This is a genomic window from Enterococcus sp. AZ128, from assembly GCF_051714485.1.
Lineage (GTDB): Bacteria > Bacillota > Bacilli > Lactobacillales > Enterococcaceae > Enterococcus_A.
In genome coordinates this window covers 1,013,337-1,035,062 of sequence record NZ_JBIORZ010000001.1, presented here as the reverse complement: position 1 = coordinate 1,035,062, position 21,726 = coordinate 1,013,337, and the positions used below count along the sequence as shown (strand labels likewise).

20 protein-coding genes are annotated in these 21,726 nt (G+C 38.1%); 3 read left to right on the top strand and 17 right to left on the bottom strand.

From position 1 onward, the window contains the following. Positions 1-28 precede the first annotated feature (28 nt). From IGI38_RS05095 to pcrA, 16 genes are all read right to left on the bottom strand, one after another. A complete protein-coding gene (locus tag IGI38_RS05095; RefSeq protein ID WP_438727464.1) occupies positions 29-928 on the bottom strand; it encodes a DMT family transporter in 900 nt (299 codons plus the stop codon). Positions 929-1,002: 74 nt separating this feature from the next. Continuing rightward, complete coding sequence (locus IGI38_RS05090; protein WP_438727462.1) at positions 1,003-1,731, bottom strand: metallophosphoesterase family protein; 729 nt, start codon at positions 1,729-1,731, stop codon at positions 1,003-1,005. 29 nt (positions 1,732-1,760) lie between these two features. Then, positions 1,761-2,132, bottom strand: a complete 372-nt coding sequence (locus tag IGI38_RS05085) for a VOC family protein (RefSeq protein WP_438727459.1) — start codon at positions 2,130-2,132, stop codon at positions 1,761-1,763. 245 nt (positions 2,133-2,377) lie between these two features. Beyond that, positions 2,378-3,769 carry an L-cystine transporter gene (locus IGI38_RS05080; protein ID WP_438727456.1) on the bottom strand — a complete coding sequence of 464 codons (1,392 nt, stop codon included), beginning with the start codon at positions 3,767-3,769 and terminating at the stop codon, positions 2,378-2,380. A gap of 268 nt (positions 3,770-4,037) precedes the next feature. Beyond that, positions 4,038-4,421: a DUF1149 family protein gene (locus IGI38_RS05075; protein WP_438727453.1), complete on the bottom strand. Its 384-nt coding sequence runs from the start codon at positions 4,419-4,421 to the stop codon at positions 4,038-4,040. A gap of 98 nt (positions 4,422-4,519) precedes the next feature. Next, the gene (locus IGI38_RS05070) at positions 4,520-5,125 is read right to left on the bottom strand and encodes an HAD-IA family hydrolase (protein ID WP_438727450.1); all 606 of its coding nucleotides are present in this window, start codon (positions 5,123-5,125) and stop codon (positions 4,520-4,522) included. 29 nt (positions 5,126-5,154) lie between these two features. Then, complete coding sequence (locus IGI38_RS05065; protein ID WP_438727447.1) at positions 5,155-5,823, bottom strand: 2,3-bisphosphoglycerate-dependent phosphoglycerate mutase; 669 nt, start codon at positions 5,821-5,823, stop codon at positions 5,155-5,157. A gap of 50 nt (positions 5,824-5,873) precedes the next feature. Beyond that, positions 5,874-6,287 (bottom strand): hypothetical protein, encoded by a 414-nt coding sequence (locus tag IGI38_RS05060; RefSeq protein WP_438727444.1) that lies wholly within the window; start codon positions 6,285-6,287, stop codon positions 5,874-5,876. Positions 6,288-6,310: 23 nt separating this feature from the next. Further along, positions 6,311-6,439 carry a hypothetical protein gene (locus tag IGI38_RS05055; RefSeq protein WP_067625539.1) on the bottom strand — a complete coding sequence of 43 codons (129 nt, stop codon included), beginning with the start codon at positions 6,437-6,439 and terminating at the stop codon, positions 6,311-6,313. 3 nt (positions 6,440-6,442) lie between these two features. Further along, a complete protein-coding gene (gene rlmD, locus IGI38_RS05050; RefSeq protein ID WP_438727441.1) occupies positions 6,443-7,807 on the bottom strand; it encodes a 23S rRNA (uracil(1939)-C(5))-methyltransferase RlmD in 1,365 nt (454 codons plus the stop codon). A gap of 183 nt (positions 7,808-7,990) precedes the next feature. Continuing rightward, entirely contained in the window at positions 7,991-9,001 is a 1,011-nt protein-coding gene (locus IGI38_RS05045; RefSeq protein ID WP_438727438.1) for a diacylglycerol kinase, read from the bottom strand. A 13-nt stretch (positions 9,002-9,014) separates the two neighbouring features. Next, positions 9,015-10,445, bottom strand: coding sequence for an Asp-tRNA(Asn)/Glu-tRNA(Gln) amidotransferase subunit GatB (gatB, locus tag IGI38_RS05040; RefSeq protein ID WP_438727435.1), 1,431 nt, complete (start codon positions 10,443-10,445; stop codon positions 9,015-9,017). Beyond that, positions 10,445-11,914, bottom strand: a complete 1,470-nt coding sequence (gene gatA / locus IGI38_RS05035; protein ID WP_438727432.1) for an Asp-tRNA(Asn)/Glu-tRNA(Gln) amidotransferase subunit GatA — start codon at positions 11,912-11,914, stop codon at positions 10,445-10,447. The genes gatB and gatA overlap by 1 nt, the downstream gene beginning before the upstream one ends. After that, positions 11,914-12,219 carry an Asp-tRNA(Asn)/Glu-tRNA(Gln) amidotransferase subunit GatC gene (gene gatC, locus IGI38_RS05030; protein ID WP_438727429.1) on the bottom strand — a complete coding sequence of 102 codons (306 nt, stop codon included), beginning with the start codon at positions 12,217-12,219 and terminating at the stop codon, positions 11,914-11,916. Before gatC ends, gatA begins: the two co-directional genes overlap by 1 nt. Before the next feature lie 195 nt (positions 12,220-12,414). Then, entirely contained in the window at positions 12,415-14,433 is a 2,019-nt protein-coding gene (gene ligA / locus IGI38_RS05025; protein WP_438730312.1) for an NAD-dependent DNA ligase LigA, read from the bottom strand. A gap of 30 nt (positions 14,434-14,463) precedes the next feature. Then, positions 14,464-16,707: a DNA helicase PcrA gene (pcrA, locus tag IGI38_RS05020; protein ID WP_438727426.1), complete on the bottom strand. Its 2,244-nt coding sequence runs from the start codon at positions 16,705-16,707 to the stop codon at positions 14,464-14,466. Positions 16,708-16,859: 152 nt separating this feature from the next. Here pcrA and IGI38_RS05015 point away from each other — a divergent pair, with 152 nt between their 5' ends. Beyond that, positions 16,860-18,434: a ClC family H(+)/Cl(-) exchange transporter gene (locus tag IGI38_RS05015; protein ID WP_438727423.1), complete on the top strand. Its 1,575-nt coding sequence runs from the start codon at positions 16,860-16,862 to the stop codon at positions 18,432-18,434. Positions 18,435-18,441: 7 nt separating this feature from the next. On the opposite strand, the gene IGI38_RS05010 is transcribed toward IGI38_RS05015, so the two are convergent. After that, on the bottom strand, positions 18,442-19,902 hold the full coding sequence (locus tag IGI38_RS05010; RefSeq protein WP_438730310.1) for an alpha-amylase: 1,461 nt from the start codon (positions 19,900-19,902) through the stop codon (positions 18,442-18,444). 157 nt (positions 19,903-20,059) lie between these two features. Between IGI38_RS05010 and IGI38_RS05005 the strand changes: the two genes are divergently transcribed. Together IGI38_RS05005 and pfkB are read left to right on the top strand one after the other, a co-directional pair. Next, a complete protein-coding gene (locus IGI38_RS05005; protein ID WP_438727420.1) occupies positions 20,060-20,812 on the top strand; it encodes a DeoR/GlpR family DNA-binding transcription regulator in 753 nt (250 codons plus the stop codon). Beyond that, entirely contained in the window at positions 20,809-21,723 is a 915-nt protein-coding gene (gene pfkB, locus IGI38_RS05000; protein WP_438727417.1) for a 1-phosphofructokinase, read from the top strand. Before IGI38_RS05005 ends, pfkB begins: the two co-directional genes overlap by 4 nt. The last annotated feature ends 3 nt before the right edge of the window (positions 21,724-21,726 follow it).

The following is a 21,726-nucleotide window of genomic DNA, read 5'->3' as shown; positions in this document are numbered from 1 at the left end:
ACCTCACGGTCAACTGATAGTGAAGGTTTTATCGGTCCATTGTTTTCCGTTGACGTAAAAAATTCGGCAATTCTGACAAAATCAATCCAATCAATGTCAACAAAATTCCAAAAGAAGTTTTTATAGTTAATGTCTCATTTAATACCAAGACTGACGCCAATGTTGTCAGCATAGGTATCGTATAAATATAAACAGTCGCACGAACTGCTCCAAGATTTTTCACTGAGAAATTCCATGTTACGAAGCACAAGGCTGATGCTCCAATTCCTAAGAAAAGTAAATTAGCAACATTTTCTACTTGTGCAAAGCGCGAGAAGTCAAATGAATCTAAAGTAAAAAATAAGACTGGTAACATAAACAACAAGCCATAGAAAAACACTCTTTGTGTCGTGGCGATTGTGCTATTTTCAAAACTACTGATTTTTTTTATAAGCAAAGAATAAGATGCCCAGCAAACAGTCGCAATCAATGCCAAGCCATCACCAATTGGATTGACATCTAATGTGCCAGAAAAACTAATTAAGGAGATTCCAATCATTGAACAAATGAAGCCTAAAACAAATACTCGCGGGATACTTCCCTGTTTTAAAATGAAACAACTAATTAACGCAGTCATAAATGGGCTGACGGAACCTATAACTCCGACATTCATCGCCAAAGTATATGTCAAAGCAACATTTTCTAAATAATAATACAGGAAAACACCAAATAATCCAGCGGCTATGTAATAGATTTCTTCTCGCCATCCTCTAAATGGTAATATTTTCCTAGAAACAACTGTTAATACGATAAACCCAAGTAAAAAACGGACAAATAAAATCTCAATCGGCAAGAAATTTTCCAGCAATATTTTAGTAGAGATAAACGTTAACGCCCAAATGACGACTGTTACACTTGCGGATAGATGCCCTTTCATAATATTTGACATAGCGTCCCCCTTGTTACTGTATTACTCACTAAATATCATAAGTGGGATTCAAAATGAATCCCACTATTTTCAAATCAAAAGTCAGGGCGCCATGGCCCTTTCTCATTTAGTATCTCGTAGTCACGAACAATACCCTCGTTATCAAAAACAACACCATGTAAAGTTCCACCAAAAACGGCGCCTCCATCAATTCCAATTTTTTCATCAGACTGCCAAATAGATGTCGTTTGCATGTCCCCGTACAGCATAGGGGTTATAGTATGTCCAAAAACAATTATCTTGCCAGTGTTATTTTTCCCTTCATGAAACGGTTCTCGGATCCATAAAAAATCTTGGACAGATGTCTCTTGCCATTCTTTCGTCAAATCCACACCAGCGTGAACAAAAAGATAATCACCCCATTCACAATAAAACGGGCGCTCCTCTAAAAATTTCAACAGCTTTTTATATCGGCTTCGGATCATCATTGTAATTTCAGTCGGGGAATATTCCTCAGTTGCCCCTTTATGCAACAAACTTTCAATCGTTTCTTTGCCGCCATTATATAGATAGCTAGGAAACCAATCTTCAGGATTTTCCATAAATTCTAGAAAATATTGTTCGTGATTGCCACGTAAATAGACAGCTTGATATTTTTCAACCAGTTCCATGCCCAATAACCAACATTCTTTACTTTTAGAACCACGATCATTTAAATCACCCATTAAAATCAACCGTTGTCTATCTGACTGAAATTCTTTCAAAACTTCTTGAAACATTTCATATTCACCGTGAACATCGCCAATCGCAAAAACTTGATCCATCCTGTTCTGCTCCTTTCACCTAAGGATCGCTATTTACCTGAAACTACAAAGTAATTTCCATCCGCATCGACAAAATTGAAAACATACTCTTCGCCAATTTGTGCCAAATCACCTAACTGGACATTAACCTTTTGCAAATTTTTATACAATTCCACAACATCATCACTACCAAAAATTAAAGCAGGTGATGGCTCCGTTGCCTCGTCATCATTTTTTTCAATAAATTCACGATCATAAATTACCAAGTGCGTTGTGCTATTTTTACTCATAGCCACTTCTGCAACTTGTGAACCATCCAATTCTTCAAAACTAATTTCCACAAAACCTAACGTTTGCCAAAAAGAACTGGCTTTTTTTACATCATTAGCATATAAAATTACTTTCAGTTGTTCATTAAACAATTCTTTCACTCCAAAAATAGAAATTTTCTAAATCTACACATATCCACTATAGCAAAGAGCTGCACATGACGCTAACCTAAATCAAAGGTTGTTTTCCTCACCATATACATTCAACAAAAATATTTGTACATTTTGTCCGCTATGAATAAGAGACTAATTCATAAAAAAATCTTTAGCAGAAGTAGAACTAGCAAAAAAAGTGTACCAAAAAAGGCTTGGTCGCGCTAGCCAAGCCTTACAAAAAATTAAGAATTCACTTCGATTGAAGCATTTTCGTCTTGTAGCACATCACGATCCAACTCATGGATTCGTTCACTGGTTACGACACCAGCTACCATACTGCCGCTAACATTAACTGCCGTACGAGCCATATCGATCATTGGCTCAACAGAAATAACCAAACCAACAATGGCTACTGGCAAATTCATTGCCCCAAGGACGATCAATGAAGCGAATGTCGCTCCACCACCGACACCAGCTACACCAAATGAACTGATTGTTACAATTGCAATCAACATCACGATAAACTTCAAATCAAAAACATTCACACCAACAGTTGGAGCAACAATTGTTGCCAACATGGCTGGGTAAACACCAGCACAGCCATTTTGACCAATCGAAATACCAAAACTTCCAGCAAAATTCGCCGTTGCTTCGTCAACCCCTAATGCTTTCGTTTGTGTTTCAATGTTCATCGGCAAAGTTCCTGCACTCGAACGAGACGTAAACGCAAAGCTCAACGCTGGGAAAGCTTTCTTGAAGAAATTAATCGGATTCACTTTGACGCCTAGAAGAATCAACGAATGTACTAAAAGTACCACAATCAGTGCGCTATAAGATGCCAAAATGAATTTACCTAAGTTGACAATTGCTTCAAAATCACTTGTTGCTAATACGTTTGTCATTAAAGCAAAAACACCGTATGGCGTTAGACGTAAAACCAGTGTTACGATACGCATAATAATTTTATAGAGACTATCGATCAAATTCGCAAAAAATTCTGCCTCTTTTGGTGCTTTGCGACGCACTCCTAAAAAAGCAATACCTACAAAAGCCGCAAAAATCACCACGCCAATCGTACTCGTTGGGCGTGTTCCCGCAAAGTCTGCAAAAACGTTAGTCGGAATAAATGATAGAATTTGTTGCGGAATTGAGAAATTCTGAACCATTGATTGGCGATCTGCCAATTCCTTAATTCGAGCAGTTTCCGCCGCACCTTTAGTGAATGTTGCGCCATCTAGGCCGAAGACCATAACAGCCAAAATTCCGATCAGAGCAGCAATCGCTGTAGTAGCTAATAAGGTAACTAGAACATTCGCACTAATTTTACCAAGCTTTTTGCTTGATTTCATTTTGGTAAAAGCACCAACGATCGAAATAAAGACCAAAGGCATAACGAGCATTTGTAATAAAGAAATATAACCATTACCAACGATCCCGATCCATTCCATCGCTTGAGAAATAATCTTGCTACCATTACCTAAAAATAGTTGTAAAATTCCGCCAAAAATAATACCTGCACCTAATCCCGCAAAAACGCGATTAGAAAATTTTACATGTCTTTTTTGCATTTGGTAGAAAGCCACAAGCAATGCAACAAACACTAAGATCACTAATACAGTGAGCAGAGTTGTCATTGTAATCCCCCTTAAAATAACTTTCTAAATGACAAGTCTGTCAAAGGAAGTAAAGGTTCCCGGTATTCGCTCTTCAACGATATACCCTAAAATATAGCTGCGCGATTCCTAAATTTTAGTGACCAGTAAATTATAACCTAGATAAAATATTCTGTCTTACAATTTGCACTGTTACATGGAAATTTTCATAGTTATAATCATGAAAAAGCCTCCACCTGAAAAGATATCTCGCTCAACAAGTGAGATACCTTTCAAAATGGAGGTGTTTTTAGATAGTATTGGAAGAAAAGTTAATTTTAACCCCTGGCTTATCTAAAGCAATCTCAGTGATTTCATAAACCATTCGTTCAATTAATCTCAAAATTGGACGAATCATTTCATTCGCCTCAGCCTCTGTCAAATCATTTTGTTGCCTGACTTGTCGGTCGATCACATGGATGACTTGTGACAATACCCCACCAATAATAAACTCTTCAAAAGGGAGTACGAACTCAATCCGTACACCCATAATACTATTTTCAGCTGGATATCCTGGATCCACTGCTTCCAGTGGACTGAAATTAATCAGCAATTTCTGTTTTACGACTTGGTCTTTCGGAGGAAGTCCGTAATTAAATGATTCTACGACTTCCTGATCGCGTTGTAATTCCATTTCGCACCTCCTTGTTGATAATAATCATTTTTTTAAATATTAGTTTAAATTATGCTAATTTACCAACTAGCACCCTTAACATAATTATAGCCTCCTGATCAGAAAATTTGTACCATTTCTTTTAAATTATTTATAAAATAAGTAGCCTTAATATTTTGTTTAAAGTAATCCAAGTCAAAGAAAACAGTTTGGATGTCGGCATTGTTCCCTGCCTCAATATCTAACTTTCGATCTCCAATGATTACAGTTTTTCTGGGATCTAAATGATAATTATCAATTAGATGATTAATTGCTGTTGGATCGGGCTTTCGTGGATAATTTGAATCACTGCCAATAATATCAACGATTAACGGGTCTAAATCATCTCTTCTCAATAATTTCCACGTCGAATCTACCGTACGATGAGTTAAAATGAAGTGCTTTCCACCCTTTTCTTTTAGTTTTTTTAAAGTTTCTTTAGTTTCTTTAAAAGGATATGAATCTTTATTTTTAACTGCCTCGTAGATATGATATTTTTGATCAAAATCTGGCACAGGTAATTGCCAATCGATAATCATTTTACTTATAGATTCTTCTTTTATTTTTCTGTAGACTACTTTTTCATCTTTTTCTATCTCAAACTCTTTGAAAGTTTTCATTAATGCCTTTAGCATAACTGGATAAGTATCATACAATGTACCATCAAAATCCCAAATATAATTCATACATACCTTCCTAAATTTACATAATAATTTTATAAAATTACTTTTTTAATAATTTCTAATTGTGAGTTAAACGTATACACCATTGGCGTTGCATTGGGAATGTCGATTTGATCAACTCGATCGATTGGAACAGCCTCAAGAAATTGCACTAAAGCACGTAGACTATTTCCATGTCCACAAACCAATACTGTTTTTTTGTCTTTTAATTTTGGCGCAAGGTGGTCCTTCCATAACGGCATGACACGTTGCAAAGTCATATGCAGACTTTCACCTTTAGGAATCAAACGAGAGTCAAGCTGATTATAGCGGCGATCGAAATGATTGTTTTTTGTTAGCGGCGGTACTTCATTAAACCCTCTTCGCCATCTTTTTACTTGGTCAGTACCAAAATGCTCTGCAATAATTGTCTTATTTTTTCCAACTAACGCCCCATAATGTCGTTCATTTAGACGCCAATTTTTATATTCTGGGACAAAACTTGCATCTGCTTCCTGCAAAATTATTTTGGCTGTTTTGATAGAGCGTTTAAGTACGGATTCATATGCAACATCCACTAATAAGCCAGCAGTCTTTATTTTTTTACCCGCATCTTTAGCCTGCTCCAGTCCCTTTTCTGTTAAATCTACATCCAACCATCCAGTCCAATAATTATAAAAATTAGCTTCACTTTCCCCATGGCGTACCAAAATCAGTTTCATGTTCTCACCTTCTCGTTGTAAGAATATCAGAAAAAGCCTAGTTTTAAAAACTAGACCTTTTTCACGAATTGCGTATGACAATTTTTACAAGTCACTTTGATTTTTCCGCGTCCTTTTGGAGCACGCAATTTTTGCTTGCATTCCGGACACTTAAAATAGCGATAAGTACCATTTTTACCTTTGAAGAAATCCTTCATTTGAGCAATCCATTGAATAAATTTTTGGTTTTCATTGCTTCTGGGATAGATTTTCTTCGAGCAAAACCGATAGATCACTAACGCAAAAGCCATTACTGCTACAATATTACCGATATAAAATGGAATCCAACGGTCAAATATCATCATTGCTGCCCAAACCACTAACAATACCTTATTGATCTGATCCACTCTGCCATAACGTCCGCGCATTAAGTACGCGTATTTTTGATAAAATTTCGTTAATCGCTGCATCCAAATACTTCCCAATGAAATTGCCCCTTTCTACGACTCTACTTGTTGAAAATCTTTGGTCCTTTACGCATATTTTTGCGATCATTTTTTGGCGTCTCCATTTTTTTTGAACGTCCACCGCCTTGTTTCTTTTTGATCAATTCTAACATTTTTTCCTTTTGATTCATTTTTTACACCGCCTTTATCAGTAATGTCACGGATTCGACATGATAAGTTTGCGGAAATAGATCGACTGGTTGAACTTTCATAGCATGATAGCCCAGATCTTCATATATCCTGAGATCTCTGGCTAAAGTAGCTGGATTGCAAGAAATGTAAATAATTTTTTTAGGATTCATAGCGGCTGACGCTTCGATAAACTTTTCATCTAGTCCTTTTCTTGGCGGATCAACAAAAATCACTGAGGGCTCAATTCCTTCACGCGCCCAACGAGGCATGATTTTCTCAGCTTTGCCAATTTCATAGTTCGCATTTTTAATACCATTAACCAGCGCATTTGCTTTAGCATCCTCAATTGCTTGTGGTATTACTTCTACTCCATAAACATGTTTTACTTTTTCAGCAAATGATAAACCAATTGTTCCAATTCCACAATAAGCATCTATAACAATGTCCTCTGAATTCAATTCAGCAAAATCAATTGCTGTTTGATACAATAATTCAGTTTGTTCCGTATTGACTTGATAAAATGACTGTGATGAAATTTGATAGGTTTTTCCTAACAACGTATCATTGATCGTTGTTTTGCCATACAATGTTTTTTCCTCTCGACCCATAATTACATTGGTCTTTTCCGGATTAATATTTTGGATTATAGAAACAACCTCTGGCAGTTCTGCTTTAATCAGTTCCGCGATTTCATTTCCTTTAAAGAAACGTTCTGTTCTCGTAACTAGAATCACCATCATTTCGTGGCTGTAGTGTCCGCGACGAATGACAATGTGACGAATGAATCCAGTGTTTTCTCGTTCATTGTAGACCTTGACCTTAAATCGCCGTAAAATATCTCTTACCGCAATAATTGCTTGATCAATTTCAGGATCTTGAATCAAATAATTCTCGATCGGTAATAAAATATGAGAATTTTTACGATAAAAACCAGTCATCAATTGATCATCAACTTTTTGGACAGGAATTTGCGCTTTATTACGATATTCAAACGGCGTTTTCATTCCCAAAGTTTTAGCCACTGGCAAATCGGGCAACTTCGCAATTGTTTTTAGAACTTTTTCAACTTGTTGTTGTTTGAATCTTAATTGATACTCATACGTCATATGGCTTAAAGGGGCAATCCCACTTCTTAAAAGATCTAAATCTTTGACTTCTTGTCGTTCAGGATTTTCGTTTAACCGTTCAATAACTTTTCCATATCCGAATTTTTTTCCGACTTTGACTGCTTTTATTGTCATTTTTTCTTCAGGCAGAGCGTTCTCTATAAATAGCGGATAACCATCAACATGAGCTACTCCTAACCCTTCATGTGATAAATCATCGATCGTGACGCTGTATGTTTGATTTTTTTCTACTGTGGTCATTTCATTCTCCTTCAAGGCTGATTTATCTATTCTAATGAATTCTAATTGAAAAAGCAAGGTAACACTAGAGTTATACCCTTAAAACTTCCATAAGAATGAATAACAATCAAGCCATTTACAGTCAGACAAGTCTTTGATTCACAAAAAACGCTTCTGTCATTCTCGACAGAAACGTCTAGTTTTTTAATCTTCAGAATCTTCATCCTGTATTTTCTCATATTCTTTAACAAACTCAATTCCAGCTTCACTCTTTTGATCATCTGGTCCTAAAATTGCATCATCATTGATTTCATCGGTATTTGCATAAAACTCAATATGCTGATGCAGATTCTCAAAACGCATCGGAGCATCGCCACCATATTCTCCATCTAAATTGATCATCATTTTTTTATCTGTATCAATTAAACTGGCATCTAAAAAACTTGTTTTAACATACAAAACTTTCGAATCATTAACATGTTTTCCGCCGTTTAAAACTAATGTAATCAATCGAACGATTTCAAAAAGATTGGCCGTTTTCACGACAATTAACGAGAACTTTCCATCATCCAATTTAGCATCTGGAGCAATAGTCTCGAAACCGCCAATGGAATTTGTTAAGCCTAAGAAAAACATTGAAGCATTGCCTTCGTACTCTCCGTCTTCATATACCAAACGCATTTTCGTAGGTTTGATTCTAGGTAACATCTCAGCACCTTTGGCCAAATAAGCCAAATAACCAAAAATACTTTTTAACTCAGAGGGAACCTCATAAGTCAACTCGGTTAATGATCCACCAGCGGCAATATTGATGAAATACGTATCTGCTGCTTTACCGATGTCCATTTTAACCGTTTGTTGTTTTTGAATAACTTCAGCAGCTGCTTTAACGCTATTACGTGGTACTTTCAAAGCACGCGCGTAATCATTTGTGGTACCTGCTGGAATAATCGCCATTTTCGGACGCTTTTTTAATCCGGCTATTCCATTGACAACTTCATTAATGGTTCCATCACCTCCTGCCGCAACAACTAGTTCAAAACCAGCTTTTGCGGCACGAGTTGCTTCATTTTTAGCAGAATCAGGTTCAGGAGTGGTAGCAAAGGCACTTGCTTCATAACCTGCTTTTTCTATGGCATCAAGGATATCTGCCAAATTATTGCGCATGATCTCTTTTCCAGATACTGGATTATAAATCAGTCGTGCTTTTCTCATGATCGAGCTCCCTCTAACGTTTCGCTAATTCCTCTTGAAGTAATTTATTTACGACACCAGGATTTGCTTTTCCTTTGGTTGCCTTCATAATTTGTCCAACTAAGAAACCAACTGCTCGATCTTTCCCATTCTTAAAGTCTTCAACAGACTGCTCATTATTATCAAGAACTTCGTTGATCATCGGTAATAATTGCGCTGGATCAGACAATTGAACGAGACCTTTTGCTTCAACGACCTCTTTTGCCTCTCCACCATTCTGAATCAATTCACGGAAGACTTTTTTTGCGATCTTAGAACTGATGGTACCATCAGCAATTAGTGTGATCATACCAGCCAAATTATTCGGAGTTAATTTTGTATCTGCTAATTCTAGTTTTTCACTATTCAAATATGCCGATACCTCACCCATCAACCAGTTAGATGCTTGTTTCGCATCTGCGCCTTCTTTCAAAGTTTCTTCAAAGAAATCAGACATTTCACGACTTAAAGTCAAGACCATTGAATCATATTCCGGCAAGCCTAAGTCATTCACATAACGTTCACGACGAGCCGCCGGCATTTCAGGCAATGATTCACGAACTTTTTCAATCCATACATCATCGATTTCAAAGCGAGGAATATCCGGTTCTGGGAAATAACGATAATCACTGGAGCCTTCCTTAACACGCATTAGAATTGTTTTGTTTGTTCCTTCGTCATAACGACGTGTTTCTTGCTGAATTGTTCCGCCAGAAAGCAGCACTTTTGTTTGGCGTTGAACTTCAAAGACAAGACCCTTTTTAACAAAACTGATAGAGTTCAAGTTTTTCAACTCTGTTTTAGTCCCAAATTCTTCTTGTCCATAAGGGCGTAGAGAAATGTTGGCATCACAACGCATCGACCCTTCCTCCATCTTCACATCACTTACACCTGTGAATTGGACAATCGAACGCAATGCTTCTAAATAAGCATTGGCTTCTTCCGGTGAACGCATATCTGCTTCAGACACGATCTCAATCAATGGCGTACCTTGACGGTTTAAATCGACATATGAATAGCCGCCGATACCATGCATGTTTTTACCCGCATCTTCTTCTAGATGAACTCGTTCGATTCGGATTTTTTTCTTCTTGCCATTTACATCAATTTCGATCCAGCCATCATGACCAATTGGTTCATCAAATTGCGAAATTTGATAAGCTTTTGGATTATCTGGATAGAAATAATTTTTGCGATCAAAATGCATATTTTTTGAGATTTCACAGTTTAAAGCAAGAGCTGCTTTCATCCCGAACTCAATCGCTGTTTTGTTCATAACCGGTAATACGCCAGGATAACCCCAGTCGATAATATTTGTATTGGTATTTGCTTCTGCACCAAAGTGAGCGGGCGCAGGCGAAAAGATTTTAGAGTTTGTTTTTAATTCCACATGGACTTCAAGCCCGATGACAGTCTCTAAATTCATTATTTGTCCCCCCCTAAAATCACTGGTTTTTGCTTATGAAAATCAGTTGCCTGTTCAAAAGCATATGCTGCTTTATACATAGTTGATTCATCGAAATGTTTTCCAATAAGTTGCAAGCCGACTGGCAATCCCTCTGAAAAACCAGCTGGTACTGACATACCTGGTAAACCGGCCAAATTGACTGGAATCGTTAAGATATCATTTAGATACATTGTGATTGGGTCATCAATATTCTCACCAATACCGAATGCAACAGTTGGTGATGTCGGCCCAATAATTAAATCGTAATCGGCAAAAACTTTATCAAAATCTTGTTTGATCAGGGTACGTACTTGTCCAGCTTTTTTGAAGTACGCATCATAGTATCCTGCGGAAAGTGAGAATGTTCCCAACATGATACGGCGTTTTACTTCATCGCCAAAACCTTCTGTACGTGTATTTACGTATACATCTTCCAAGTTTTGCACATCTTCCGAACGGAACCCATAGCGAATTCCATCAAAACGTTGTAAGTTTGAACTTGCCTCAGAAGAAGCGATAATGTAGTACACCTCAACCCCATATTTTGAATGCGGTAAGCTGACTTCTTCAACTGTAGCCCCCAACGCTTTAAATGTATCAACCGCTTTAATGATAGCCGCTTTCACGCCTGGCTGAATACCTTCTGCCATAAATTCTTTCGGTAAGGCGATTTTCATCCCTTTAATATCGCCAGTCAACCCAGCAGCAAAGTCAGGTACAGATACGCCTGCAGAAGTTCCATCTTTAGGGTCGTAGCCACTAATCGCATTCAATGTTAAAGCATTATCTTTAACCGTACGAGTAAATGGTCCAATTTGGTCCAAAGATGAAGCAAAAGCAATTAAACCAAAACGAGACACACGTCCATAGGTTGGTTTCAATCCCACAACACCATTGAACGCGGCGGGTTGACGAATGCTCCCCCCCGTGTCGCTCCCTAAAGAAACGGATACTTCACCTGCCGCCACTGCTGCTGCAGAACCACCTGAAGAGCCGCCAGGAACTTTTGTTTGATCCCATGCATTTTTTGTTTTCTTAAAATATGAAGTTTCGCTTGAACTTCCCATTGCAAACTCATCCATGTTTAGTTTTCCAACCGGAATCAAATCTGAACTATAGACTTTTTCCATAACTGTTGCATCATAAATTGGATCAAAATTTGACAAAATTTTAGACGCTGCAGTTGTCAAAATACCTTTTGTTACAATATTATCTTTAATCCCAATTGGAATACCTGCCAACACATTCTCTTCTGTGATTCCTTTTGCATCGATAGCTTTTGCAATTTCCATCGCTTTTTCTTCATTTAAAGTAATGAAAGCATCAATATCTTTTTCTGTTTCTTTGATACGATCAAAAGTCTCGACAGTTAAATCAGTCGCTGTAATCTCCTTCGATACTAACAGACTGTGTAATTGTTCAATTGATTTATCATATAATTTTTCCATTATGCACCAGCCTCTCCGTTGTCAATGATTGCCGGAACTTTAATAAATCCGTCTTCGTGTTCCGGAACATTTTTCATTAACTCATCACGTGACCAGCCTTCAACAGCATTATCCTCACGCATTACGTTGATTGTCTCTAATACATTAGAAGTAAATGGCACACCTTCTGTATCAACTTCCCCAAGTTGTTCGACCATGTCTATTATTTTTCCTAATTGATCCGTAAAACCGGTCAATTCATCATCTGAAAAAGAAAGCTTCGCAAGTTTTGCGACATGTTTCACTTGTTCTTCATTAATTGCCATAATATCCCTCTTTCTTTTGTCAATTTTCAATCATTTTATCATATCTCTGTTAGAATTCACGTTTTTTTCTTGAAATTTTTCGAAAAATTGTTCAATTCAACAAATTGGAAAATAAAAGAATTCCGCTAGACTTGACGCTTTTTTATAATACTCGTTCGTTAATGGAATCGTCAACAACCTTCTAAACAAAATTGTTTAGTCTGTATGACTTTCTTCGATTGCTTGGATCATCTGCTTTTCATCCCAGACTTCAACGCCTAAATTCTGTGCTTTGGTTAGCTTACTTCCTGCCTCTTCACCAGCAACTACAATATCAGTTTTTTTAGAGACACTGCCTGTAACTTTCCCACCAAGATTTTGAATCTTTTCCTTCGCTTCTTCACGAGTGTAGTCAATAAGCTTACCTGTCAACACAACCGTTTTATCTTTAAATGGCGACTCGACTTCCGCTAGTTGACTTGCACGGATACCTTTGTATTCTAAGTTCACACCACGATCAGCAAGTTCCCGCATCAGTTCATGAACTTCTTCATTTTCGAAATAGGTTACAACACTGTCAGCGATTGTTTCACCAATCGTATTCAAGCTGATAATTTCTTCTTTGGTACCTTTACTCATTGCTTCCAGACTGCCAAAGTGTTCGGCTAAGATTCCCGCGGCTTTGGCACCGACATGTCGAATCCCCAGACCAAATATCAAACGTTCTACCGAATTTTCACGGCTAGCATCGATGGCCTGCAAAATATTTTCTGCCGATTTATCTTTGATTTTATCTAAAGTCAGAAGCTGATCTTTATCTAAGGCATACAAATCAGCCACATCCGATACCAATTCTTTATCAAACATTTGCGCCAGTACACGAGGACCTAATCCTTCGATATTCATGGCATTTCGAGAAACAAAATGACTTAGCCCCTCTTTGATTTGTGCAGGACATTTTGGATTGATACAACGCAACGCTACTTCCTCATCTAAATGAACTAATTCGCTGCCGCAAATAGGACAGTTTGTAGGGACTGGATAAGGTTGACTATTTGTTGGCCGTTTTTCCAAAATAACTTGAGCCACTTCTGGAATAATATCTCCAGCTTTGTATACTAAAATCGTATCCTTCAAACGGATATCTTTTTTTTCAATGTAATCACTATTATGAAGACTTGCACGACCAACTGTCGTTCCAGCTAAACGGACTGGTTCCATAATTGCAGTTGGTGTCAATACACCAGTGCGACCAATTGTCCAGTCAATATCTAATAACGTCGTCTGCGCTTCTTCAGGCGGAAACTTATAGGCGGTTGCCCACCGTGGAGCTTTCACCGTGAAACCCAATTCGTCCTGTAAATCAAATTCATTTACCTTAATCACGATACCATCGATTTCGTAAGACAATTGATCTCTTGTTTCGTGGAAGCTTTCAATATATTCCCAAACTTCTTCAATCGTTTCACAGACACGATGCTCAGGATTTGTCCGAAAACCAAGGCGCGACATTTCGTTCAATGCATGGTCTTGTGTCGTGGAATCTAAAGGACCAAAATCTGCTAATGTATATAAAAAAGTGCTCAAATTTCGTTGTGCCGCAATCCGAGTATCTAATTGACGCAAACTTCCGGCCGCAGCGTTCCTCGGATTGGCGAAAACTTCTTTGCCATCTTCTTCCCGCTGACGATTCAATTTAACGAATGATGCTTTAGGCATATAGCATTCGCCGCGAACTTCGATCGATAAAGGCTCTTTCAACCGCAAAGGGATTGACTTGACCGTTTTTAAATTTTCCGTGATGTTTTCGCCGACAGTTCCATCTCCACGAGTAGCACCTTGAACAAAAACGCCCTCTTCATATTTCAATGAGATTGATAGTCCGTCGATTTTTAGTTCTACACAGTATGAGACTGGGTGTCCGACAGTTTTTTTTACCCGTTCATCAAAAGCGATTAATTCTTCTTTGCTAAAAACATCATTCAAACTATATAAAGGAATTTCATGAGTTACTTTTTCAAATCCTTCTAAAACTTTCCCCCCCACTCGTTGAGTAGGCGATTCGGGTGTGATCAGATCTGGGTACTCAGTCTCGATCTCAACTAATTCTTGATATTTTTTATCGTAAACAAAATCTTCCACCGAAGGCTGATCTTGTACGTAGTATTCGTACGCATATTGATTCAGTTCATCGCGGAGCTCTGCTGAACGCTTTTCTGCCGTCTGAAAAGTCATTGGATCCAAGAAGATTCCTCCTAAAATTGTTTATATTTTTTGAATTGGCGCAAAAGCTGCCAATAACCGTTTGACTCCTTGTTGTGGAAAGGCAATATCTAACTCAACATCTTTCGCATTGCCGCTGACTTTTACCACTGTTCCCGTGCCCCATTTTTTATGTTGGACTTTATCACCAGGGTTCCAATTCTCATTTTCTCCACCAGATGCAGTCTTATTCATCACTGGCTCTCGAGTCGCATGCTGATATTTCGGTTTCATCGCAGTTGGGTTAGACGCAAAGGAATTATTGAACGCCACTTTGGGTTGCGGCTGCATTCCTACTGAATTCAATAAGCTGTCATCAATCTCTGCTACAAAGCGGGAAGGCTGATTATATTGAGTCTTTCCATACAACGTCCGAGAAAAGGCGTTCGTCAAATACAAAGTTTCTTCCGCGCGAGTAATTCCGACATAGGCTAAGCGACGTTCTTCTTCCAATTCAGCTTCTTCCATCAATGAACGAGAAAGCGGGAAGATTTTTTCTTCCATACCAATTAGGAAAACAATTGGAAATTCTAATCCCTTAGCCGCGTGAAGAGTCATCAAGGTAACTTGCGCACTCTCTTCTTGATAATCATCTAAATCTGATACCAAGGCTAAATCATTCAAAAATATCGCCAATTTTTCTTCTGGCGCATCTGCTTCGTCCTGAGCTTCATTCCGTTTATCAAATTCTTGTGTAACAGTACGGAATTCTTCCAAATTTTCTAAACGTGATTCAGCTTCCAAAGTACGCTGATTTTTCAACTCATCCAAATAGCCAGTACGCTCTAATACTTGGTCTACTAGATCTGTTACCGGAAGATAAACTGCCATTTCTTGAAATTGCGCAATCATCGTACCGAACTCACCAATCATTCGACCAGCTTTACCAGAGATATTAGCCAAGTCAACATTCTGTGAAGCCTCTACCATTGACCAATCATGCAGCGTTGCAAAATTTCTTAATTTTTCGACTGAGGCTGCTCCAATCCCGCGTTTTGGTGTATTGATAACACGCTCAAAGCTGACACCATCACGTGGATTATTGATGATATTCAAGTAAGCAATAATATCTTTGATTTCCTTACGGTCGTAGAATTTATGACCGCCAACCATCGTATAAGGAACATTCGACTTTACTAACGTATCTTCAATCACACGAGATTGCGCATTCGTTCGATAAAGAACAGCGAAATCGTTATAGCTACGATTATTTGTTTGAATCTCATCTTTGATCTTACCGACGATGAATTGTGCTTCATCACGTTCGCTATCTGCTCGATAATAAGTGATCTGCTCTCCAGCTTGATTATCGGTCCATAGATTTTTGTCTCGACGATTACTGTTATTTTGGATAACTTGATTCGCAGCATCCAAAATACTTTTAGTCGAACGATAATTTTGCTCTAATAGGATGACTGTAGCATCAGTATAGTCTTTTTCAAAATCTAAAATATTCTGCATATCTGCGCCGCGCCAGCCATAAATACTTTGATCGGCATCACCAACTACACATAAGTTTTGGAAACGCGCAGCCAACATGTTTACTAAGGTATATTGAGCATGGTTTGTATCTTGATATTCATCGACGTGTAAATAATGAAATTTATTTTGATAATAAGTAAGAACCTCTTCATTTTCTTCAAATAAGCGAATTGTATTCATGATTAAATCATCAAAATCCATACTTTGATTATTTCTCAAAGCTTTTTGATAAGCATCGTAACAGCGTGCCACGATTTCCTCAAAAAAAGAACCTTGTCGTTCAGCATAAGTTTCCGGCGTCAACAATTCATTTTTTGCATTACTAATGGTTCCTAAAATCGAACGAGGATCATACTTTTTCGGATCAATGTTCAATTCCTTTAAGATACGTTTCATCAATGTTAACTGATCAGAACCATCCAAAATTGTAAAATTCCGGTCATATCCAATCGCGTCAACATCTCGTCGTAAAATCCGCACACACATCGAGTGAAAAGTCGAAACCCAAACACTCTCACCGCCCTGACCTAGAATACTATTAACACGCTCCTTCATTTCTCGAGCCGCTTTATTCGTGAAAGTTATTGCTAAAATATTCCATGGATTTACATTTTTTTCTTCTATTAAATAAGCAATACGGTGTGTCAAGACTCGTGTCTTTCCACTTCCAGCTCCCGCCATAATTAATAACGGTCCTTCAGTATGAAGTACCGCTTCTTTTTGTTTAGGGTTAAGTCCTGCTAACAACTCCTGTTTGTTTGGCATGCAAAACGTCCTTTCTATATTCAATCTTTTTCATTATAGCATCTCAGAAAGTTTAGCGACACTAGCAACATTTTAAAAAAGCGAATTCATTGATTCATCCTTGTATTTTTGAAAAATTCGCGCTAAATTTAATATTGGTATGGAGGAGAAACATGAAGAACGAACATGAAATCAAACGTTTAGACAGCACAAAAGTGATTTTTATTTTTAAAGGAATTCTGATTGGAACAATTGCTGGTTTCATCGTCAGCCTATTTCGTCTGCTAATCGAAAAAATGATGACCTACATAGCAACTCTCTATGTATGGTTTCAAAGCAATCCTTTGTGGTTAATTCCTTGGTCCCTAGTAATGCTGACCTTGTCAGTTATTGTCGGAGGCTTAATGAAATCAGAACCAAATATCAAGGGGAGCGGAATCCCTCAAGTTGAAGGCACTTTACAAGGCGACATCAAACTAAACTGGTTTTCAATTCTTTGGAAAAAATTTATCGGCGGGGTATTGTCAGTTGGATCAGGACTATTTCTTGGTCGAGAAGGCCCGTCCATTCAATTAGGTGCAATGGTAGGTCAAGGTTTCAGCGAATGTACCCGTGCTTCTACCTCTGAAAAGAAAATTTTTATTTCTAGTGGTGCGGCTGCAGGATTGGGAGCTGCTTTCAATGCGCCGATTGCTGGTCTTTTATTTGTCATTGAAGAAGTGCATCATCACTTTTCTCCTTTGATTTGGTTGACTTCATTGACCGCGGCACTAACGGCCAATTTGGTTTCACTAAACTTTTTTGGTTTAAAACCCGTTTTATTTATTGCGAAGGTTCCTTCCTTACCCTTAAAATATTATGGCTTATTAATTCTATTAGGAATCATTTTGGGGTTTTTAGGATATATCTACCAACTTGTCCTTTTATCCTTGCCGCGAATCTATAAAAAAACTCATTTACCAGACTACCTTTATGGAATCGTCCCATTCTTATTGATTATTCCTATCGCCTTCTTTTTTCCGCATTATTTAGGAGGAGGAAATCAAATCGTTTTATTGATTGGTAAAAATGTTTTTCCTTTGACCGTATTATTTTTATTGTTCTTTCTGCGTTTTATTTTTTCAATGATTTCGTATGGTGCAAATCTTCCTGGAGGAATTTTTTTACCCATATTAACATTAGGTGCCTTGATTGGTGGGATTTATGGAACTATATTACATCAATGGTTGGGATTAGATGCTATGTTAATTCGTGATTTTGTAATCTTTGCGATGGCTGGATATTTCACTGCCATTGGTAAAGCGCCCTTAACTGCTATTATTCTAGTCACAGAAATGGTTGGCAACATTACACATCTAATGCCATTGGCTGTTTGCTCACTAACGGCTTATGTCATCAATGACTTGTTAGGAGGTAACCCAATATATGAATCGTTGCTTGAACGCTTACTTAAAGGTCATTTGCCCAGTATTACGGGAAGCAAGACGATTATTGAGATCCCTGTCACAGCCGAAAGTACATTGGATGGTACGATGGTACGAGACTTTAACTGGCCTAAAGAAATGCTGTTGATTTCAATTAGACGTGGATCTACAGAAATACTAACACATGGCGACACAGTCATGAAGATCGGTGACTTATTAATGATTTTAACGGATGAAGGATATACACAAAAAATAAAACGACAAATACACGAGCGACCAAATGCAGCAATCGCTAAAATACAAGATAAAGCAATACGAGGCTGAGCTAAGCTCAACCTCGTATTTTTCTTGCTAGTTTTTCATTTACGTAGACAGAAACTTGCCCATCATTAACTGGAAATATCCCTTGTCCGTTTTCATCCAAGATGATCTTTGCTTCGTTGTTCCTTGTTAAATCTACAAATGTTTCTCCCACGTGAATCGCGCTGATAGTCATCTCTTTTTCTCCACCCTCAGCATTGGTCATAATAATTGCTGCGCCAGACTCAGCGGCATCAAACTCACCTGTCAAGGTCCAGCCAATCACATCCGGATCATCCAAATAATCTGCCTGATTACCGAAGTCCAACACTTCTCGCAATTTGATCAAGGCATTCAAACTTTCTCCCACAGCCTCAGCATTTTCAGTCCCATAAAGATCTCCCCAGAAAACGACGGGGGTTCCTTCGTTTCTTAACAAGATTAGACTGTAAGCGTGTAATTTGAACCAACCTTCTATCCAAGACTCTAAACTTTGTCCCTGCTGTGTATCATGATTATCAACAAATGTTACAGCCCAGTCTGGCCGCGTTTGAATTAATGTACCATCAAAGATCTGACGCATATCAAATTCACCCATTGTAGACGCCGCCTGAAATAAGTTGAAATGTAAGGGAACATCGAAGAGTGAAATCAAATTGCCAGACGAATCCAAATACGCTTGCAATTTTTCTAACTCATCAGACCAGTATTCACCGACAACAAAGAGTTCTTCGCCTTTTTCCTCTCGACGATGTAATATCCAATCGACAAATAAATCGAAACGAATATGCTTGACGGCATCCAATCGATAGCCGTCAACATCAGTCAATTCTTGGTACCATTTCCCCCATCTGTCCAGTTGTTCGATTGTTTCTGAATTCTCCATATCTAAGTTACAGCCCATCAAATAGTCAAAATTGCCATTTTCATCGTCAACTTTTGGTTCCCAGCCTTTGTCCGCAAAATTAAATATTGCATGGTCTTTTTCACGAGCATCGTAATCAACACCAGAGAAATTTTTCCAAGTCCATTGATAATCATTGTAAACCCCTTGTCGACCAGGAAAAGTAAATTTTGTCCATGCCTCTATCTCTTCTTCCCCGGAACTTGGCTTAGTTCGATCATCAAACTGATAAGAAACTGCCGAAACTATCTCAGTCTCATCTGCGCCCATAAAATGATCGAAGACAATATCTGCATAAATTTTTAGCCCAGCTTTTTTCAATGCAGTAATACTGCTTAAATAGTCTTCTTTAGTTCCATACTTTGTAGAAACACTGCCCTTTTGATCGAATTCACCAAGATCATAAAGATCATAAGTCCCATAACCTACATCATTCATGCCTTCTGATCCTTTATAAGCTGGCGGCATCCAGACAGCATTCACGCCAAAATGGCGTAATTCTTCTGCTTTCTCAGCCAATGTTTGCCAATGTTTGCCGACAGCAGGAAGATACCATTCAAATCCTTGTAAAATTGTTTGTTTGCCCATAGCCTTCACCTCTACTTCCATCATACAAAAAATGATTGCTCCTTCATAATAAGACGAATCATCTCCGACTAAATAAACGTTTTTGACTGTTAATGAACGTTTATGGTTGATTTATAAAAATAAATGTGGTAACATTTCAAATGAAGGAGGATTGAAAATGCTTACAGAAGAACGACACAAAAAAATCATCAATTGGCTAGAACGTGATGGACTGGTAAAATCACAGGATTTAGTTCACTGGTTAGATGCATCTGAATCAACCGTCCGTCGTGATTTACAAGAATTAGAAGACTTAGACTTATTGGAACGAGTTCATGGTGGTGCTAAACGTCCACAACATTTAGAGCAAGAACCTGGTATGACTGAAAAATCATCCAAAAACGTTCAGCAAAAGAAATTAGTGGCTAAATATGCCGTTGATTGCATAGCTGAAGGTGATGTAATTTATTTAGATGCCGGCACAACAACTTCTGAGATGATTTCCTTTCTGAAGGATCATACAGTTACAGTAGTAACGAACTCTGTTGGACTCGCTGCTCGTTTAGTCGAATTACAAATTGCTACAATTGTACTGGGTGGGCGTATAAAACTAGCTACTGATGCAGTTGTTGGTTCACAAGCCTTGGAACAATTAAAGCAATATCGCTTTAATAAAGCATTCATGGGTATGAATGGTGTACACACAGACAGCGGCTACTCTACTCCTGACCCAGAGGAGGCCATTCTAAAAAGAGCGGCGATCCAACAAGCAGAAGAAGCTTTCGTACTTGTTGATCACAGTAAATTTAACCAAACTAGTTTTGTCAGTGTCGCTCCATTGTCAGCAGCTTCGATCCTCACAGATACCTGTCCTTTGGTTATTCATGATCAAATCACAGAACAAACTACTCTAAAGGAGGTTTCTGTATGATTTATACAGTGACACTAAACCCATCGATCGACTATATCGTTCATGTTGATCAATTAATGATTGGCGATGTCAATCGAATGAAAAGTGATTTAAAATTACCCGGAGGCAAAGGAATAAATGTCTCGCGTATTTTAAAGCGCATCAATAATGATTCAACTGCTCTAGGATTTCTTGGCGGTTTTACTGGTGGCTTTATCAAAGAATGGATAGAACGAGAAACCATTAAGAGCAACTTTACAGTTATTGCGGATGACACAAGAATCAACATTAAATTGAAAGCAAACGAAGAAACTGAAATCAATGGTCAAGGACCCACTGTTTCAGTTGATGAAATGAATGATCTAAAAAAAATTTTAGGCAATTTGACTTCTAATGACATCGTTATCTTGTCTGGCAGTAAACCTGCCAGTGTACCAACTGGTTTTTATCAAGAGTTAATTGAGATCATCGAACGTCAAGGAGCATCGTTCGTTATTGATACCACCGGTGCTGATTTGATGAACGCTTTAGAGAAGAACCCATTATTGGTTAAACCGAATAATCATGAGTTAGCAGATTTATATCAAACATCTTTCAATTCAGTTGAAGATATCTATCCATTTGGTCAACGTTTGCTAGATGAAGGCGCGCAACATGCGTTAGTTTCGATGGCCGGTGATGGCGCTTTGCTTTTTACTAGAAATGGTATTTATCGTTCGAATGTCTTACAACACCCAGTTAAAAATTCTGTCGGTGCTGGCGATTCAATGATCGCTGGTTTTGTCGGTAATTTTACTAAAACTCACGATCCTGTCGAAGCGTTTAAGTGGGGGGTTGCTTGCGGAAGTGCTACTACTTTTTCAGATGATTTAGCAACAGCAGCTTTTATTCAAGAACTATTACCAGAAGTACAGATTACAAAGGTTAAGTAACTT

Excerpts from the sequence above, each read along its gene's own strand:
- IGI38_RS05095 (WP_438727464.1), bottom strand. The coding sequence starts at position 928 with ATGTCAAATATTATGAAAGGGCATCTATCCGCAAGTGTAACAGTCGTC.
- IGI38_RS05090 (WP_438727462.1), bottom strand. The coding sequence starts at position 1,731 with ATGGATCAAGTTTTTGCGATTGGCGATGTTCACGGTGAATATGAAATG.
- IGI38_RS05080 (WP_438727456.1), bottom strand. The coding sequence starts at position 3,769 with ATGACAACTCTGCTCACTGTATTAGTGATCTTAGTGTTTGTTGCATTG.
- IGI38_RS05075 (WP_438727453.1), bottom strand. The coding sequence starts at position 4,421 with ATGGAATTACAACGCGATCAGGAAGTCGTAGAATCATTTAATTACGGA.
- IGI38_RS05070 (WP_438727450.1), bottom strand. The coding sequence starts at position 5,125 with ATGAATTATATTTGGGATTTTGATGGTACATTGTATGATACTTATCCA.
- IGI38_RS05065 (WP_438727447.1), bottom strand. The coding sequence starts at position 5,823 with ATGAAACTGATTTTGGTACGCCATGGGGAAAGTGAAGCTAATTTTTAT.
- IGI38_RS05055 (WP_067625539.1), bottom strand. The coding sequence starts at position 6,439 with ATGAATCAAAAGGAAAAAATGTTAGAATTGATCAAAAAGAAACAAGGC.
- rlmD (WP_438727441.1), bottom strand. The coding sequence starts at position 7,807 with ATGACCACAGTAGAAAAAAATCAAACATACAGCGTCACGATCGATGAT.
- IGI38_RS05045 (WP_438727438.1), bottom strand. The coding sequence starts at position 9,001 with ATGAGAAAAGCACGACTGATTTATAATCCAGTATCTGGAAAAGAGATC.
- gatB (WP_438727435.1), bottom strand. The coding sequence starts at position 10,445 with ATGAATTTAGAGACTGTCATCGGGCTTGAAGTCCATGTGGAATTAAAA.
- gatA (WP_438727432.1), bottom strand. The coding sequence starts at position 11,914 with ATGGAAAAATTATATGATAAATCAATTGAACAATTACACAGTCTGTTA.
- gatC (WP_438727429.1), bottom strand. The coding sequence starts at position 12,219 with ATGGCAATTAATGAAGAACAAGTGAAACATGTCGCAAAACTTGCGAAG.
- ligA (WP_438730312.1), bottom strand. The coding sequence starts at position 14,433 with ATGACTTTTCAGACGGCAGAAAAGCGTTCAGCAGAGCTCCGCGATGAA.
- pcrA (WP_438727426.1), bottom strand. The coding sequence starts at position 16,707 with ATGCCAAACAAACAGGAGTTGTTAGCAGGACTTAACCCTAAACAAAAA.
- IGI38_RS05015 (WP_438727423.1), top strand. The coding sequence starts at position 16,860 with ATGAAGAACGAACATGAAATCAAACGTTTAGACAGCACAAAAGTGATT.
- IGI38_RS05010 (WP_438730310.1), bottom strand. The coding sequence starts at position 19,902 with ATGGGCAAACAAACAATTTTACAAGGATTTGAATGGTATCTTCCTGCT.
- IGI38_RS05005 (WP_438727420.1), top strand. The coding sequence starts at position 20,060 with ATGCTTACAGAAGAACGACACAAAAAAATCATCAATTGGCTAGAACGT.
- pfkB (WP_438727417.1), top strand. The coding sequence starts at position 20,809 with ATGATTTATACAGTGACACTAAACCCATCGATCGACTATATCGTTCAT.